The sequence below is a fragment of the Sphingomonas sp. SORGH_AS_0879 genome, assembly GCF_030819175.1.
In the GTDB taxonomy this organism is placed as follows: Bacteria; Pseudomonadota; Alphaproteobacteria; order Sphingomonadales; family Sphingomonadaceae; genus Sphingomonas.
Genome location: NZ_JAUTBJ010000002.1, coordinates 681,484 through 698,711, shown reverse-complemented (window position 1 = coordinate 698,711; position 17,228 = coordinate 681,484). Strand labels below are relative to the sequence as shown.

General features: G+C 68.0%; 13 protein-coding genes. 9 read left to right on the top strand and 4 right to left on the bottom strand.

Annotated features, from left to right (window positions below; genetic code table 11):
• Nucleotides 1-466: 466 nt before the first annotated feature.
• The 5 genes from QE379_RS04055 to QE379_RS04035 all read left to right on the top strand — a co-directional run bounded on the left by QE379_RS04055 (nt 467) and on the right by QE379_RS04035 (nt 7,372).
• Nucleotides 467-3,118, top strand: a complete 2,652-nt coding sequence (locus QE379_RS04055) for a ribonuclease E/G (RefSeq protein WP_306998085.1) — start codon at nt 467-469, stop codon at nt 3,116-3,118.
• Between the two features lie 476 nt (nt 3,119-3,594).
• Entirely contained in the window at nt 3,595-4,944 is a 1,350-nt protein-coding gene (locus tag QE379_RS04050; protein ID WP_306998083.1) for a M48 family metalloprotease, read from the top strand.
• On the top strand, nt 4,941-5,648 hold the full coding sequence (locus QE379_RS04045) for a DsbA family protein (protein WP_306998081.1): 708 nt from the start codon (nt 4,941-4,943) through the stop codon (nt 5,646-5,648). Before QE379_RS04050 ends, QE379_RS04045 begins: the two co-directional genes overlap by 4 nt.
• Nucleotides 5,649-5,681: 33 nt before the next feature.
• Complete coding sequence (locus QE379_RS04040; protein WP_306998079.1) at nt 5,682-6,614, top strand: ABC transporter ATP-binding protein; 933 nt, start codon at nt 5,682-5,684, stop codon at nt 6,612-6,614.
• Nucleotides 6,611-7,372, top strand: a complete 762-nt coding sequence (locus QE379_RS04035) for an ABC transporter permease (RefSeq protein ID WP_306998077.1) — start codon at nt 6,611-6,613, stop codon at nt 7,370-7,372. The genes QE379_RS04040 and QE379_RS04035 overlap by 4 nt, the downstream gene beginning before the upstream one ends.
• Nucleotides 7,373-7,488: 116 nt before the next feature.
• Here the strand turns inward: QE379_RS04035 and QE379_RS04030 are convergent, their stop codons facing one another.
• Both QE379_RS04030 and glpX read right to left on the bottom strand, forming a co-directional pair.
• Nucleotides 7,489-8,223: a CPBP family intramembrane glutamic endopeptidase gene (locus QE379_RS04030; RefSeq protein ID WP_306998075.1), complete on the bottom strand. Its 735-nt coding sequence runs from the start codon at nt 8,221-8,223 to the stop codon at nt 7,489-7,491.
• A gap of 76 nt (nt 8,224-8,299) precedes the next feature.
• Nucleotides 8,300-9,274: a class II fructose-bisphosphatase gene (gene glpX / locus QE379_RS04025; protein WP_306998073.1), complete on the bottom strand. Its 975-nt coding sequence runs from the start codon at nt 9,272-9,274 to the stop codon at nt 8,300-8,302.
• 153 nt (nt 9,275-9,427) lie between these two features.
• On the opposite strand from glpX, the gene QE379_RS04020 reads away from it, so the two are divergent.
• Together QE379_RS04020 and QE379_RS04015 are read left to right on the top strand one after the other, a co-directional pair.
• Nucleotides 9,428-10,183, top strand: a complete 756-nt coding sequence (locus QE379_RS04020) for an ABC transporter ATP-binding protein (protein WP_306998071.1) — start codon at nt 9,428-9,430, stop codon at nt 10,181-10,183.
• Nucleotides 10,180-11,721, top strand: a complete 1,542-nt coding sequence (locus QE379_RS04015; RefSeq protein ID WP_306998069.1) for a glycine betaine ABC transporter substrate-binding protein — start codon at nt 10,180-10,182, stop codon at nt 11,719-11,721. Before QE379_RS04020 ends, QE379_RS04015 begins: the two co-directional genes overlap by 4 nt.
• A 397-nt stretch (nt 11,722-12,118) precedes the next feature.
• Here the strand turns inward: QE379_RS04015 and dapD are convergent, their stop codons facing one another.
• Together dapD and QE379_RS04005 are read right to left on the bottom strand one after the other, a co-directional pair.
• Nucleotides 12,119-12,946, bottom strand: a complete 828-nt coding sequence (gene dapD, locus QE379_RS04010; RefSeq protein ID WP_306998067.1) for a 2,3,4,5-tetrahydropyridine-2,6-dicarboxylate N-succinyltransferase — start codon at nt 12,944-12,946, stop codon at nt 12,119-12,121.
• Between the two features lie 2 nt (nt 12,947-12,948).
• Entirely contained in the window at nt 12,949-13,626 is a 678-nt protein-coding gene (locus tag QE379_RS04005) for a pyrimidine 5'-nucleotidase (RefSeq protein ID WP_306998065.1), read from the bottom strand.
• Nucleotides 13,627-13,783: 157 nt separating this feature from the next.
• Here QE379_RS04005 and QE379_RS04000 point away from each other — a divergent pair, with 157 nt between their 5' ends.
• Nucleotides 13,784-16,060, top strand: coding sequence for a S8 family peptidase (locus QE379_RS04000; RefSeq protein ID WP_306998063.1), 2,277 nt, complete (start codon nt 13,784-13,786; stop codon nt 16,058-16,060).
• A gap of 49 nt (nt 16,061-16,109) precedes the next feature.
• On the top strand, nt 16,110-17,111 hold the full coding sequence (locus QE379_RS03995) for an LLM class flavin-dependent oxidoreductase (protein WP_306998061.1): 1,002 nt from the start codon (nt 16,110-16,112) through the stop codon (nt 17,109-17,111).
• Nucleotides 17,112-17,228 lie beyond the last annotated feature (117 nt).

Here is a 17,228-nt window from a genome sequence, read left to right as displayed (position 1 = left end):
ATCCGGGGATCGACATGGCGGGTCTAGGCGACGGCCCCTGTCGAGGGCCTTTCAACTATTGGTTAACCGGCAATTCGGCATTTTTCTGCCGCCGAAATCGGCAGATTTCCGCCTGTTGCGCAAACGTTCCGATGATGCTAGCTATCCGGCGGACCCCGGCCTCGATCACCTCTCCCAAACGATCGGGACGGGGCCATCTCCCAAAGGCTCGGGACGGCGAGAGTTTTTCGCGCCCGGACCAACCAGGTTGACGCTCGCATGACGCATATGATCCACCCCGCAGACCGACCGGCCTTTGCCGGTGGGATCGCGGTGTCGTGGGTCCGCACCGGCCCCGTTGCCGGTGCTGCGGCTGTGGCCGACACGACATCCGTTCTTTCCAGCGGACCGGCGCCCCGCGCCGCCGCCCCTATTTACCGCGCGCGACGGCTGCCACAGGGCCCGACGCGCGCGTGGAGACTTCATAATGACCACGCGTATGCTGATCGACGCACGCCACCGGGAAGAAACCCGCGTGGCCGTCGTCAAGGGTAACCGGATCGAGGAATTCGACTTCGAATCGGCCGAGCGCAAGCAGCTCAAGGGCAATATCTACCTCGCCAAGGTGACCCGGGTCGAACCGTCGTTGCAGGCGGCGTTCGTCGATTACGGCGGCAACCGTCACGGCTTCCTGGCCTTTTCGGAAATCCACCCCGACTATTACCAGATCCCCAAGGAGGATCGCGAGGCCCTGCTCCGCGAAGAGGCCGAGCATGCCGCCGAAGAGGCCGCGCTGCGCGCCGAACTCGACGCCGAGGATGACGAGGATCATGACGGCGAAGGCTATGACGACCACGCCGACGACCATCACGACGACGAGGATGGCGACGCCGCCCCGCGCCCGAAGAAGTCGACCGTCAACGACGACCAGGTCGAGGCTCTGCGCCAGCGTCGCCAGAATCTGCGCCGTCGCTACAAGATCCAGGACGTCATCCATCGCCGCCAGGTGCTGCTGGTCCAGATCGTCAAGGAAGAGCGCGGCAACAAGGGCGCGGCGCTGACCACGTACCTGTCGCTGGCCGGCCGTTACTGCGTACTGATGCCCAACACGTCGCATGGCGGCGGGATCAGCCGGAAGATTTCCAACGCCGCCGATCGCAAGCGGTTGAAGTCGATCATGGCGGACATGGCCTTGCCCTCGACCATGGGCTGCATCGTCCGCACGGCGGGCCTTCAGCGCACCAAGACCGAGATCAAGCGCGACTTCGACTATCTGGCGCGCCTGTGGGACGGGATTCGCGAAAAGACGCTGCACTCCTCGGCCCCCGCACTGATCTATGGCGACAGCGATCTGATCAAGCGCGCGATCCGCGACATCTATAATCGCGAGATCGAGGAAGTGATCGTCGAGGGCGAGGAAGGCTATCGCCAGGCGAAGGACTTCATGCGGCTGCTCATGCCCGCCCATGCCCGCCGGGTGAAGCAATATGCCGATGCGGTCCCGCTGTTCCAGCGCGCGCATGTCGAGGACCAGCTTGCCGCGATGTACAATCCGGTCGTGCAGTTGAAGTCGGGCGGCTACCTCGTCATCAACCCGACCGAGGCTCTGGTGTCGATCGACATCAACTCGGGGAGGTCGACCCGCGAGCATAATATCGAGCAGACGGCGACCGCGACCAATCTGGAAGCCGCGCAGGAGATCGCGCGCCAGTTGCGTCTGCGCGACATGGCGGGCCTCGTCGTCATCGACTTCATCGACATGGACAACAACTCCAATGTCCGGAAGGTCGAGAAGGCGATGAAGGAGGCGTTGAAGAACGATCGCGCCCGCATCCAGGTCGGCCGTATCTCGTCCTTCGGGCTGATGGAAATGAGCCGCCAGCGGCTGCGCACCGGCGTGCTGGAGGCGAGCACCCGCCCCTGCCCGCATTGCGAGGGCACCGGCCTGGTCCGCACCGCCTCGTCGTCGGGCCTGTCGGCGCTGCGTCTGATCGAGGACGAGGCCGCGCGCGGTCGCGGCTCGATCCTGACGCTGCGTGCCAGCCAGGAAGCGGCCATCTATGTCCTCAACCGCAAGCGCGCCGATATCGCCGAGATCGAGGATCGCTATGGCGTGACGGTCGAAATCCTCCCGGACCGCGAGGAAGAGGGGGCGCGCATGACGGTCGAGGCCTCGGGCCCGCCGCCTGCCTATGCGCCCAAGATCGACACGCTCCTGCCCGTCGAGGAGGATGAGGACGATCTGATCGACGAGGTCGAGGAGGAAGAAGAGGAAGAGGTCGAGGAGGAATCGACCGAAGCCGCCGCGCCTCGCGAGCCGCGTGAAGAGGGCGAAGGCGGTGGCCGCAAGCGCCGTCGCCGTCGTCGTGGTCGTCGCAACCGTGGCGGGGCCGAGGACGCCGTAGAGGGCGAGGAGGCCGAGAGCGGCGAGGACGCCGAACCCGACGAGACAGACGAAGGCGAGGAAGACGCCGCCGAGCCGGTCGAGGCGAGTGAGGCCGAAGCGGGCGAACCCCGCGAAGGTGGCCGCCGTCGCCGTGGCCGTCGCGGTCGTCGTGGCGGTCGCCGCCAGGACGGTGGTGCGGTGGAAGCCGGTGAGGCTTCGACCGAGGTGGATGGCGACGATGACGCCGTCGAAGCCCCGCTGTCCATCGAGGAGCCGATCGAGGCGGGCGATGCCGCGCCGGTGACGACGCCGCTCGCGGTGGCCGAGGCGGAAGCGACCGACGCTCCCAAGACCCGCCGCCGCCCGCGCGCTCGCAAGGCCGCTCCGGTCGTGACCGAGGCGGTCGAGACGCCGGTGGAAGCTCCGGTGGCCGAGCCAGCCGCGCCGCTGGTCGAGGCCGAGGCGGAAGCCCCCGCCAAGCCCAAGCGCGTCCGCAAGAAGGCCGCGCCCAAGGCAGCCGCCGAGCCGGTCGCCGAAGAAGCCGCACCCGTGGCCGAAGCCGAAGCGGAAGCCCCGGCCAAGCCCAAGCGCGTCCGCAAGAAGCCCGCGCCCAAGGCAGTCGCCGAGCCGATGACGGAAGAAGCGCCCACGGTCGAGGCGGAACCCGCTCCGGCGGCCGAACCGGCGGAGGCAGAAGGCTCCACCAGCGAAGCCCCGCGCCGCGGCTGGTGGCAGCGCACCTTCGGCGCCTGATCGCCCATAGCGTCAACGCGAAACGCCCTCCTTCCCCAGCGGAAGGAGGGCGTTTTTCGTTGGGCCGGATCGGCATTCAGATACGCCCTTCTTCTCCCTCGCCCCACATAGAGGGGGAGAGGACTTGGTCTTTGCGAAAGCAAAGGCTTAGTCGGAGCTGGGTGCGGGCGCTGCGCTCGAAGAGCGCGCGAGCCTTTGGCTCACTCGACCCCTCACCCAAGCTGCGCTAGCCAGCAGGCTGGCAAGCTCCGCTAACCCTCTCCCCTATCCAGGGGCGAGGGAAGAGGAAATGGCAGGAATGTCGATTAGCTCTGGGATGGGCGGGGGTACTTTCCTTTGTTGAAGGAAAGTCCCGCCTTCGCCCCGCCACCCTTTCGTTCGCCGCGCGTTCAGCCAGCCAATGGCAAGGCCGGTCCATCGCATCCCAGGCTGCAAAGCCGGTTGTGTCCCGAAGCCGACCCGGCGATAGAGGAAGCATGAAGCGACTGATCGCCGCCTTCACCGCCACGATCCTGCTCTGGGCGCAACCCGCCGCCGCGCAGTCGATCCTTCGCGATGCCGAGACCGAATCACTGTTCGCCGACATGTCCGCGCCGATGATCAAGGCCGCCGGCCTTTCCCCGCGCGACGTGAAGATCGTCTTGATCAACGACGATTCGATCAACGCCTTCGTGGCGGGCGGGCAGATCGTCTATGTCCATTCGGGGCTGCTTCAGGCGGCGGACAATGTGAACGAGGTGCAGGGCGTCGTCGCGCACGAGCTGGGCCATATCGCCGACGGCCATGTGATCCTGAGCGAACAGGCGATGAAGCCCGCGATGAAGATGCAGCTTCTGTCGATGGTGCTGGGCCTGGCCGCGGTCGCGATGGGCGGGGGCGCGGCAGGCATGGGCGTCATGGCGGCGGGGCAGCAGGCCGCGATGGGCCAGGTGCTGGCGTTCAGCCGCAACCAGGAATCGGCGGCGGACGCGGCGGGCGCCCGCTACCTCACCACATCGGGCGTGACCGGCAAGGGGATGCTCAGCTTCTTCAAGAAGTTGCAGAACCAGCAATATCGCTATGGTTACGTCAACATCGATCCCTTCGCGCAGACCCACCCGCTGTCGTCCACCCGTATCCAGGCGCTGACCGACGATCTGAAGGCCTCGCCCGCCTGGAACACGCCGGTCGATCCCAAATTGCAGGAACGCTTCCTGCGGGTGAAGGCCAAGCTGTTCGGCTATGTCTCGCCGCCCGAGACGACGCTTCAGAAATATCCCGACAGCGACCAGTCGGTCTATGCCCATTACGCCCGCGCCTATGCCTATCACAAGGCCGCCTATCCCGACAAAGCCGAGGCGGAGGCCGATGCGCTGATCGCCAAGGATCCCCATGACCCCTATTTCCAGGAAATCCAGGGGCAGATCCTGCTGGAATCGGGCAAGCCGCAAGAGGCGCTGGCCCCCTTGCGCGCCGCGACCATGGGATCGGGCCAGAACGCGCTGATCGCCACCACCTTCGGCCATGCGCTGATCGCGACCGAGGACAAGCGCAACCTGCCCGAGGCGGTGAAGGTGCTGAAGGTCGCGGTCCAGCGCGACGAGGACAATCCCTTCGCCTGGGTGCAGTTGGGCACTGCCTATGAACAGATGGGCGACACGCCGCGCGCCGCGCTCGCCACCGCCGAACGGGCGAGCATGATGGGTGACACGCGCACCGCCATCCAGAGCGCCCGCTATGCGCTCGCCAATCTCACCCCCAACACGTCCGAATGGATTCGGGCGCAGGATATCGCCATGACCTCTGCCGACGCCGCCGCCAGCACCAAGAAGAAGCGTCGCCGATGAGCGTGAAGACTTTGGCCGCCGTCGCGGTCGTGGGTGGTCTGGTCGGCGGCGGCACCGCGCTGGCCCTGGCGCCGCTGATCGCGCATGGCGGCGCATCGGGCGACAGCGTCCGCGCCTATCTGCTCGACCATCCGGAAGTGATCCCGGAGGCGATGCAGCGGCTTCAGGACCGCGAGCAAGGCAAGGCGGTGGCGGCGATCGGCGGCGACCTGACCAAGCCGTTCGGCAATGCCTTTACCGGCAATCCGAAAGGCGATGTCACGCTGGTCGAGTTCTACGACTATAATTGCGGCTATTGCCGGGCCAGCCTGCCTTTGCTCAAGCAACTGACCCAGGCCGACCCGAAGCTGCGCATCGTCTATCGCGAACTGCCGATCCTCGCCCCGTCGAGCAAGGCGGCGGCGCGGATGAGCCTGCTCGCCGCATCGCAGGGCAAGTTCGCCGCCTTCCACGATGCCCTTTATGCGGGCGGGCCGGTCAGTGACGCGACCATCGCCGCCGCCGCCGCCAAGGCCGGGGTCGATGCGAGCCGGATGGCGGCGTTCCAGCCCCAGGCGGATGCCGAGATCGCGCGCAATCTGGAAGCCGCGGGGCGGCTGGGCCTGACCGGCACGCCGAGTTGGATCGTCGGCAATCGCATATTGTCGGGCGCGCTGCCGGTCGAAGAGTTGCAAAAGGCCATCGCCGCTGCACGAAACACTTGATAAGGCGGCGGTCTTCCAACGGGGAACTGCCGCATGACCGACCCGATCCTGTCCGTCGAGGGCGTGACCAAGACCTATAAGAGCGGGGTCACCGCGCTCCAGCCGGTCGACCTGACCATCCGGCGCGGCGAGATTTTCGCGCTGCTCGGCCCCAATGGGGCGGGCAAGACGACGCTCATCTCGATCGTCTGCGGGATCGTGACCCCGTCGGCGGGCGCGATCCGGGTCGATGGCCATGACGCCCTGCGCGACTATAAGGGCGCGCGGCGAAAGATCGGGCTGGTGCCGCAGGAACTGTCGGTCGACATGTTCGAGCGGGTCATCGACACGGTGAATTTCAGCCGGGGCCTGTTCGGCCGCGCGCCCGATCCGGCCTATGTCGAACAGGTGCTGCGCGACCTGTCGCTATGGGACAAGCGCCATGCCAAGCTGATGGAATTGTCCGGCGGCATGAAGCGCCGGGTGCTGATCGCCAAGGCGCTGGCCCACGAACCCGATTTGCTCTTCCTCGACGAACCGACGGCGGGCGTCGATGTCGAATTGCGCCGCGACATGTGGAAGCTGGTCCACCGCTTGCGGGAGCGCGGCGTCACCATCATCCTGACCACCCATTATATCGAGGAGGCCGAGGAAATGGCCGACCGGGTGGGCGTGATCGCCAAGGGCCAACTCCTCCTGGTCGAGGAGAAGGCGGAGATGATGAAGAAGCTTGGCAAGCGCGAAATGGTGCTGACCCTCGCCGAGCCGATGGCGGTGATCCCGGCGGAACTGGCCGAATGGAACCTGGCGCTGGAGGATGAGGGCAAAAGGCTGCGCTACATCTTCGATGCCCGCGCCGAGCATACCGGCATCCCCTCGCTGTTGCGCAAGCTGGGCGAGTTGGGGATCGGCTTCCACGATCTGGAAACCTATAAATCCTCGCTGGAGGATATCTTCGTCGATCTGGTCGAGGGGACTCGGGCATGAACCTGCATGGCATATGGGCGATCTATCGCTTCGAAATGGCGCGGTTCCGGCGGACCGTGTGGACCAGCCTGATGGTGCCGGTCATCACCACGACGCTCTATTTCGTGGTGTTCGGCACCGCGATCGGATCGGCGATGAACCAGGTGTCGGGCGTGCCGTACGGCGCGTTCATCGTGCCGGGGCTGATGCTGCTCTCCATTTTCTCGGAGAGCATCCTGAATGCGAGCCTCGGCATCTACATGCCCAAATTCACCGGGACCATGTACGAGATCCTGTCCGCGCCCTTGTCGCCGATCGAGACGGTACTCGGCTATGTCGGTGCGGCGGCGAGCAAGTCGATGGTGATCGGGCTGGTGATCCTGGCCACCGCCTATCTGTTCGTGGACCTCAGCATCCTGCACCCGGTCGCGATGCTCTTCTACCTGCTGCTGGTGGCGGCGACCTTCTCGCTGTTCGGCTTCGCCATCGGCATCTGGGCGCGCGGATTCGAGCAGTTGCAGGTCATCCCGCTCCTGATCGTCACGCCGCTGACCTTTCTGGGCGGGGCGTTCTATTCGGTCAAAATCCTGCCCGAGCCGTGGCGGACGGTGACGCTGTTCAACCCGGTCGTGTATCTGATCAACGGCTTCCGCTGGACCTTTTTCGGGACATCGGACGTGGCTCCGGGGGTCAGCCTGGGGGTGACGGGGTTGTTCCTGCTGGTGTGTCTGGCGTGGATCGGATGGATCTTCCGCACCGGGTGGCGGCTGAAGAACTGACGATCCTCCCCGGCACGGGGAGGTGGCAGGGCGAAGCCCTGACGGAGGGGGGCTTCCACACGGGATAGGCCAACGGCGATCCCCCTCCACCAGCCTGCGGCTGGTCCCCCTCCCCGTTAACGGGGAGGACTTTTGCCTAACGTCCCACCCAATAGCGGCGTCACGACCAGCCCGTTCAGGTCCACCAGCCCATGGACCAGCATCGCCACCCACAAGCTTCCGGTCATCAGATACAGCCCGGTCATCACCGCCCCCAGCGCCGTCGTCGCGATGATCCCCGTCCAGCCCTGATAGCGGTGCATCGCCCCGAACAGCACCAGCGACGCGGCGAAGCCGATCCAAACCTGCCCCGTCACGAGTGCGATCAGCAAGGGCAGATAGAGGCGAAAGAACGCCTCCTCGCTCACCCCCGCCATGACGCTGAGCGCTGCGGTATATTTCAACTCGCGCCGGTCGCGCGGCAACAGCGCGGAGACATCGCCCAGCGGCCGCCGCTTGCGCATCCGCGCCAGCACCGCACCCGCCACCAGCCCGCCGACCGCACCGCCGATCAGCATCGGGCGCATCGCATCGCCGTCGAAGATCGGCGGCATCGCCCCCGCCAGCCCCACGAATTCACCGGGCATCACCACCAACGCATCGATCCGTCCGAGCAGCGCCAGCCCGGCCGGCACCGGCACCAAAAAGGCCAGCGCCGCCCGCGCCAGCCACAACCGGAACCGCATCCGCCGCGAATGGCCGTCGCCCAGCGCCTTGAACCGCCGATATTCGCCCAGATCGCCTTTCTGGAACCACCATATCCCGGCCAGTGCGGCGAGAAGCAACAGGGCGGCAGCTAGAGCAGGAGGCATGGCGGAGATCTCTCATCCAAAGGCAGATTCCGCCTTACCCGGTCCGTTCCTCGAAAAGACCATCGCCTGCCAACGATCAAAGGCGATGCTGTCCCTTCACCCAGCGGACCGTGCCCGACGAGGCACGCATGACGACGCTCTCGGTCGTCATCACCTTCGCATGGCGCTTCACTCCCGCCAGCAGCGAGCCGTCGGTCACCCCGGTCGCCGCGAAGATGCAGTCGCCGCGCGCCAGTTCGGTCAGGTCATATTGCTTGTCGAGGTCGGTCACGCCCCATTTATAGGCCCGCGACCGCTCCGCGTCGTTGCGGAACAGCAGCCGCCCCTTGAACTGCCCGCCGACGCAACGCAGCGCGGCGCAGGCCAGCACGCCCTCGGGCGCACCGCCCGATCCCATATAGGCGTCGATCGTCGTCTCCGGATCGGTGGTCGCGATCACCCCCGCCACGTCGCCGTCACCGATCAGCACCACGCCGCAACCCAGCGAGCGCAATTCGGCGATCAGCCCCTCATGCCGGGGCCGGTCGAGCACGCACACCGTGACGTCGCCCGGCTTCACGCCCTTGGCCTCGGCGATGGCGCGGATATTGTCGCTGGGGCTGCGGTCGAGGTCGATCACGCCCGCCGGATAGCCGGGGCCGACCGCGATCTTGTCCATATAGACGTCGGGCGCGTTGAGCAGATGCCCCTTCTCCGCGATCGCCAGCACCGCCAGGCTGTTCGGCCCCGCCTTGGCGCAGATGGTCGTGCCCTCCAGCGGGTCGAGCGCGATGTCGATCTCCGGGCCCTGGCCGGTGCCGACCTTCTCGCCGATGAACAGCATCGGCGCCTCGTCGCGCTCGCCCTCTCCGATGACCACGGTGCCGTCCATGTCGAGTTCGTTGAGCGCGGCACGCATTGCCTCGACCGCCGCCGCATCCGCCGCCTTCTCGTCCCCGCGCCCGACCAGCGTCGAGGCCGCGATCGCCGCCGCCTCGGTCACCCGCACCATTTCGAGGACGAGGACTCGGTCGAGGACATGGCTGGCGCTCTGCTGATCGATCTGGCTCATAAGTCTCCTGACGCGGACTTGTGCGTTGAACATGTTTTACACGCCTTACCGCGCCGCGTGACGCAGGAATAGCCCGAAAGCGCCGGCGCTTGCGGCGGAAAGGCCGACTGCGGCGTTTGACCGATTCATGTTGCATCCCCATGATCGCCCGCCATGCCCGACCCGATGATCGCGCTGGAGAACCTGTCCCGCCGCTATGGCACGGTCGCGGCGGTCGACGGCGTATCGCTGACCATCGCGCGCGGATCGTTCGTCGCGCTGGTCGGCGCATCGGGCTCGGGCAAGTCGACGCTGCTCCGCACGATCAACCGGCTGGAGACGCCCGACAGCGGCCGGGTACGTGTCGATGGTCGCGACGTCACCGCCGAGTCGCCGCACGAATGGCGTCGCCGGATCGGCTATGTCTTTCAACACCATGGCCTGTTCCCGCATATGACGGTGGCGGCCAATGTCGCGATCGGACTGCGGCTGGCCGGGCGTGCGGTCGGCGACCGGGTGGGGGAGGTACTCGATCTGGTCGAACTGCCCCGCGATCTGGCCGATCGCATGCCCGACGCACTGTCCGGCGGCCAGCGTCAGCGGGTCGCCATCGCCCGCGCACTGGCGACCGAGCCGCCGATCCTGCTGCTCGACGAAGCGCTGGGCGCGCTCGATCCGGTGACGCGCGACGCGGTGGCGGGGCGGCTGGTGGCGCTTCACCAGCGATTGGGGCTGACGACCTTGCTGGTCACCCATGACATGGCGGAGGCGCTGCTGACCGCGGACCGGGTGCTGGTGATGGAGCGGGGGCGGATCGTCGCCGATGCCAGCCCGGCGCAACTGGTCGCGGGGGAAGTCGGCGAGGCCGCGCAGGCGCTGATGGCGGTTCCCCGGCATCAGGCCGAACGGCTGGCGGCGCTGGCCCGATGAGCGCCTTTTCCGACGCCCTCACCCGCGTGCCGCCGCTGCTCGCCCAGCATGTGCTGGTCAGCATGGTGGCGCTGCTGCTGGGGATCCTGATCGCGGTGCCGCTGGCCTTCGCCTGCGCGCGGCGGCCCGGCCTGTCACGAATCGCGCTGGGGCTGGCAAGCCTGGTTCAGACCATTCCCGCGCTGGCGCTGCTCGCGCTCTTCTATCCGGTGCTGCTCAGCCTGTCGGGACTGGTCGGCGGGGGGATACCGACGCTGGGCTTCCTGCCTTCGCTGCTGGCGCTGACCCTCTATGCGCTGCTGCCGATCCTGCGGAACGGGGTGACGGGGCTGCTCGGCCTGGACCCGGCGGTGTTGCAGGCGGCCGACGCGGTAGGGATGACGCGCGGGCAGAAGCTGCGGCTGGTCGAGGCTCCCCTGGTCGCCCCCATGCTGGCGGCGGGCATCCGTACCGCCGCCGTCTGGACGATCGGAGCCGCCACGCTGTCGACCACGGTGGGGCAACCGTCATTGGGGGATCTGATCTTCGCCGGGCTCCAGACCCAGGCCTGGGCGCTGGTGCTGGCCGGATGCATCGCGGCGGCCGCCCTGGCGCTGGCGGTCGATGCGCTGATCGGGCTGATCGAGCGCGGACTGGCGAGGCGGCAGAAAGCCCTGTGGATCGGTGGGCTGGTCGCGCTGGTGCTGGGCTGCGCGCTGGCGACCCAGCCGCTCTGGCCGCGCGGGGGCGAGCCGCGACGCGAGGTGGTGATCGGGGCGAAGAGTTTTTCCGAGCAATATATCCTGGCGCGTCTGATCGGCGACCGGCTGACGCGGGCGGGTTATGCGGTCAGCTATCGCGACGGGCTGGGCTCGGCGGTGGCGTTCGAGGCGACGGCGGCGGGCCGGGTCGATGTCTATATCGATTATGCGGGCACGCTGTGGACCACCGCGATGCACCGGCATGATTCGCCGCCGCGCGGGGCGATGCTGAACGCGCTGAAGGACTGGGCGGCGACGCGCGACGTGGCGATGCTGGGGCCGCTGGGATTCGAGAATGCCTATGCCTTTGCGATGAAGGCCCCATCGGCGCGGCGGCTGGGCGTGCGGTCGCTGGCTGATCTGGCGAGGGTTGCGCCGGGGCTGAAGCTGGGCAGCGACCTGGAGTTTCTCGACCGACCCGAATGGGCCGCGGTGCGCGATGCCTATGGCCTGCGGTTCGCGAGCATGACGCCGTATAGCCCGACCTTCATGTACCGCGCGCTGTCGAGCGGGCGGGCGGGGGTGATCTCGGCCTTTTCCTCGGACGGGCGGATCGCGGCGGATCGGCTAACGGTGCTGAGCGATCCGAAACGGGCCATTCCGGGCTATGACGCGGTGCTGCTGGTGGCGAAGGACCGGGCAGGGGATGCGGGGTTCGTGGAGGCGTTGCGGCCGATGCTGAACCGCATTCCCGTAGAGGCGATGCGTGAGGCGAACTACCGGGTCGATCGCGACGATGCGGCGAAGGAAAGCCCGGAGACGGCGGCGCGGTGGCTGGCCAAACGGGTGGGGTTGTAGTTTTGGTTCACGCGAAGCCGCGAAGTCGCGAAGCAGAAGAGATTTTTGTTCGCGCGGAGGCGCGGAGGACGCGGAGGGGTATCGCGTTTGGCAAACGTCCTATTTTTTCTATAGGCCGGGGGGCAGGATTACGGCTGCCGCCGGGTACGACACCTCTGCGTTCTCCGCGCCTCCGCGCGAACCTCATTCTTCTTCGCGACTTCGCGGCTTCGCGTGAACCTTAAGCCCCTCCCGTAAACGGGAGGGGTTTGGGGAGGGCAGGGTGTCTCACCGAGCCTATCGCCCGTGGCTTGCCCTCCCCCATCCCAGTTTCAGGTAAACGATGCCCCGCATCGTTTAGGTCATGCCGGGGGCATGACCGACCTGAAACTCGCCTGCGGGAGGGGCGTGCCAAGGATCAATCCCGCAACAGGTCGTTGATGCTGGTCTTCGACCGCGTCTGCGCATCCACGCGCTTGACGATCACCGCGCAATACAGCCCCGGCTTGCCGTCCACCGACGGGGTCGTGCCGGGCACCACCACCGAATAGGGCGGCACATGGCCCCGGAAGACCTCGCCCGTCTCGCGGTCGATGATCTTGGTCGACGCGCCCAGATAGACACCCATGGACAGCACCGCGCCCTCGCCGACGCGCACGCCCTCGGCGACTTCGGCGCGTGCGCCAATGAACGCGCCGTCCTCGATGATGACGGGCCCCGCCTGCAACGGCTCCAGCACGCCGCCGATGCCCGCGCCGCCGGAGAGGTGCACGTTCTTGCCGATCTGCGCGCAACTGCCCACGGTCGCCCAGGTATCGACCATCGTGCCCTCACCGACATAGGCGCCGATATTCACGAAGCTGGGCATCAGGATCGCGCCCTTCGCGACATGCGCGCCGCGCCGCACGACCGAGCCCGGCACCGCGCGGAACCCGGCGGCGCGGAAGTCCGCCTCCGACCAGCCGCTGAACTTCGACGGCACCTTGTCGAACCAGTGCCCCGCGCCCGGACCATTGTCGATCAGCACATTGTCGTTCAGCCGGAAAGACAGCAGCACCGCCTTTTTCAGCCACTGGTTGACGGTCCAGCCGCCATTCCCGTCGGGCTCGGCCACCCGCGCCTCGCCCCGGTCGAGCAGCGCCAGCGCGCGATCGACGGCGATGCGCGCCTCGCCCTGCGTCGCGAAGTCCAGTTCGGCCCGGTTCTCCCAGGCGGCGTCGATGGTGGCGGCCAGGTCCTGGCTCATGGTCATTCCTCCAATATGCTGGTCAGCCACGGCGTCAGCGCGTGGACGGTGTAATCGATATGCTCGCGGGGGGCCCCGGACCCCTGTTCAGAGCCCCCCTGTTCAGACCCGTTGTCGACCCACACGGTCGTCATCCCGATCGCCTTGGCGGGGATCAGGTTGCGCGCCATATCCTCGAAGAAGATGGCGCGGGTGGGATCGATGTCGAACGCCGCGCACAGGCCCGCATAGGCCGAGGGCTGCGGCTTGGGGATCAGGCCCATGGCGTGAATGTCATGCACCGCCTCGAACTGCCCGCCCAGCCCCAGCCGGTCGAGCACCTTGAGCGCATAGGGCTTGTCGCCATTGGTGAAGACCAGCTTGCGCCCCGGCAGCCTGGCGATCGCGGCGGCGAGCGGGGCGTCCGCCTCCAGCACGTCCATCTCGATATCGTGGACATAGTCCAGAAAGGCGGCGGGATCGACGTCATGCTCGGCCATCAGCCCCGCCAGCGTGGTGCCATGCGCGTGGAAATAGTCCTTCTGCACGCGAAACGCCTCGGCAGGCTCCAACCCCAGCAGGTCGCCGACAAAGGCGGTCATCCGCCGGTCGATATGCTGGAACAGATTGGCGCTCGCCGGATAGAGCGTATTGTCCAGATCGAAGATCCAAGCGTCGATATGGGCAAGGGCTGGCAGCATCGGCCAGCGTTTAGGCGCGAGGCCGCGGGGTCGCAAGCCGTGGGTGGCGAACGGCGACGATCATTCTGCGATCGACACGCAAACTTCTCCTTCGCGCCTGGCGCAACCCGCTTTATGACAACGAGAATAAGCCAAAGGCGCGAAGCCGAGGGGGATCATGTCGAGGATCGGTGCGGCGCGCGGCGTGGCGATAGGGGGCATGGCCTGCGCCATGGGGGCGATGCTGTCGGCGTGCGGCGGCGGCGGTGGCGTGCAATCGACCCCGCCGCCGCCGCCGACCGTCCCGCCCACACCGACACCCACCACGACTCCGGCGCCCGCACCAACGCAGAATTACGACACGGCGGGCTATCGCGCGACCAATGGCGCGGTGTCGATGAACGCGCTCGCCGCCTATCAGCGCGGCGCGACCGGCGCGGGCGTGACGCTGGGCGTGATCGATTCGGGGCTGGATACGCGCACCGGACTGTTCGCGGGGCGTGTCGCCGCCGCCTCCACCGATCTGGCGGGGACGCGAGGGACCGGGGACGAGGACGGGCATGGCACCGCCGTCACCTTCACCGCCGCCGGGGGACGCGGCGGCGACCGGGCACAGGGCGTGGCGTTCGATTCCACCATCCTGGTCCTGCGCGCCGATGAACCGGGCAGTTGCGGGACGAGCACCGGCACCGATGGCGGGCTGGGCGGCAAATGCTCCTTCTCCTCCACCTCGATCGCGCGCGGGCTGGACGTCGCGCGGACGGCGGGGGCGCGGGTGGTCAACATCTCGCTCGGCTCCAACGAGACGCCGCCCTCGGCCCTGCTCGAGGCGATCGGGCGGGCGACCGCCGCCGGGATGGTGATCGTCATCGCCGCCGGAAATGACGGCGAGTCCGACCCGACCCTGCTGGCACAGATCGCCAACAATGCGGCGGTGGCGCGCGGCCAGATCATCATCGCCGGTTCGGTCGGACAGAGCGGCACCATCTCCTCCTTCAGCAACCGGGCCGGCCAATCGGCGGCGCATTACCTGACCGCGCTGGGCGAGCGGGTGGAAGCCCCGGATGCCACCGGCACGCGGCTGCTCTGGTCGGGCACCTCCTTCGCCGCGCCGCAGATCACCGGGGCGGCGGCGCTGCTGGCGCAGGCCTTTCCCAACCTGACCGGCGCGCAGATCGCCGACCTGCTGCTCCGCACCGCGCGCGAGGCGGGGGGCAGCGGGACCGACGGCATCTATGGTCGCGGCACGCTGGACCTGACCGCCGCCTTCCAGCCGGTCGGCGGAATGAGCGTGGCGGGCGGCACCGCCGCCGTGTCGATGAGCGTCAATGCGCGCCTGTCCCCCGCCATGGGCGATGCGCGGGTGCAGGGGCTGAACCTCGTCGCGCTGGACGGTTATGCCCGCGCCTATCGGGTCGATCTGTCCGCCACCGTCGCACAGGCCAGCCCGCGCGCGCTGCTCGCCCCCGCCCTGCTCGGCCGGATCGAGGGGGCGGCGGTCAGCGACGGCGCCCGGTCGATCGCCATGACCAGTGCGATCACGATGCCCGGCGAGGCCCGGTTGCGCGCCATCGTCCCCGCCGACGCGACCGGCCCGGTGCGCCGGATCGTCGCGGGCAGCGTGACGCAGACGCTCGGCCCGCGCACCATGATCGGGTTCGGCCTCGCCAGCAGCGGCGAGGCGCTGGTTTCCGGCTGGGCGGGGCAGTCGGGTGCGGCCTTTCTGCTGACCGATCCCGGCTTCGGCATCGACCGGGCGCCGCGCGCGTCGGCGGCGCTGCATCATCGGCTGGGCGCATGGGGCATCAGCATGATGGCGGAAAATGGTCGCTTCGCCGCCCCCGCGCCCGCTATGGCCCCGCCCGGTTACGACCAGACGAGTCTCTCGATCGACCGCCCTGTCGGCCCGGTCGCGATGATGCTGGGCATGACCCGGCTGGCGGAGCGCTCGACCGTGCTGGGCGGCTGGTTCGGTGGCGCGCTGGGACAGGCACACGGGGTCAGTTGGTTCGCCGACGCCGCCGCGCGGTGGAGCGACGAAGGCGGCTGGACGCTCGCCACCCGCTGGCGCGGCGGCTGGACCCGCGCGGAGGGCGGGCTGGGCGGCGGAATGCTCGCCAGCCGCTCCTGGTCGGTCGAGGCGGGCAAGCGGGGACTGTTCGGCGGCGACCGGATCGACCTTCGCCTGTCCCAGCCCTTGCGGGTGATGGCGGGCGGGCTGGACCTGCGGTTGCCGTCGCATTGGGATTATGCCGGGGGGCAGGTCGATGGCTGGACCACCAACCGCCTGTCGCTGGCCCCGACGGGGCGCGAATTGCTGGTCGAGGCGCGGCATGCGGTGCCGCTGGGCGCGGGGCAAGTGTCGACGCATCTCTTCTGGCGACGCGATCCCGGCCATATCGCCGCGCTGCCGCCCGAGCGGGGGATGGCGATGAAGTATGGCTTGACCTTCTGATATGCGGACTTGGCTGGCGGGGAGGGTCCGCCATCCCCATCTTGCCCGAATGACACGTTATTCCTTGCTCGATCTGGTGCCCGTCGTCGAGGGCGGCACCGTGGCGCAGGCGCTGGCCAACGCCGCCGACCTCGCGGCCCATGCGGAGGCGGTCGGCTTCCACCGCTATTGGACCGCCGAGCATCACGGCATGGCGGGCATCGCCTCCGCCGCGACCGCCGTGGTGCTGGCGCATGTCGGCGCGGCGACGAGCAGGATCCGCATCGGCGCGGGTGGCATCATGCTGCCCAACCACGCGCCGCTGACCATCGCCGAGCAGTTCGGGACGCTCGACGCGTTGTTTCCGGGCCGGATCGATTTGGGGCTGGGCCGCGCGCCGGGATCGGATCAGCGCGTCGCGCGCGCCATGCGTCGGACGCTCGACAGCGATCCCAACGCCTTTCCCCGCGACGTGATGGAGTTGCAAAGCTATTTCGCCGATGACGGCCAGACCGGCATCGTCGCGACGCCGGGTGCAGGCGCGAAGCCCCAGATGTGGATATTGGGGTCGAGCCTGTATGGCGCACAACTCGCCGCCGCGCTGGGCCTGCCCTATGCCTTCGCCTCGCACTTCGCGCCCGATGCGCTCGACGACGCGCTGGCCATCTATCGCCGCGACTTCCGCCCCTCGGCGGTGCTGGACAAGCCCTATGCGATGGCGGGCTTCAACGTCTTCGCCGCCGACACGGACGAAGAGGCGGAATTGCTGGCGAGTTCGCAGCAGCAGGCCTTCGTCGGCTTACGCACCGGCCGCCCCGGCAAGCTGCCCCCACCCGTCCCCGGCTATCGCGAAAGCCTGGGCGTGCAGGGTTCGGCGATCCTCGGGTCCGTCCTGTCCTGCTCGGCGATCGGCTCGCCCGAGACGGTGGAGCGCCAAGTGGCCGCCTTTGTCGAGCGGACCAAGGTCGATGAGGTGATGGTGGTGAGTGCGATCTTCGACCATGCGGCGCGCAAGCGGTCGATCGGGATCGCGGCGCAGGCGATGGATGCGCTGGAGAGGGTGGTGGCTTGATCTTGGAATTTCGCGCGAAGCCGCGATGACGCGAAGGAAATTTGTTCGCGCGGAGGCGCGGAGAACGCGGAGGGGGTGTGCCGAGCGGCACGCTCAAACCTGCCTTGCAAGCCGGTG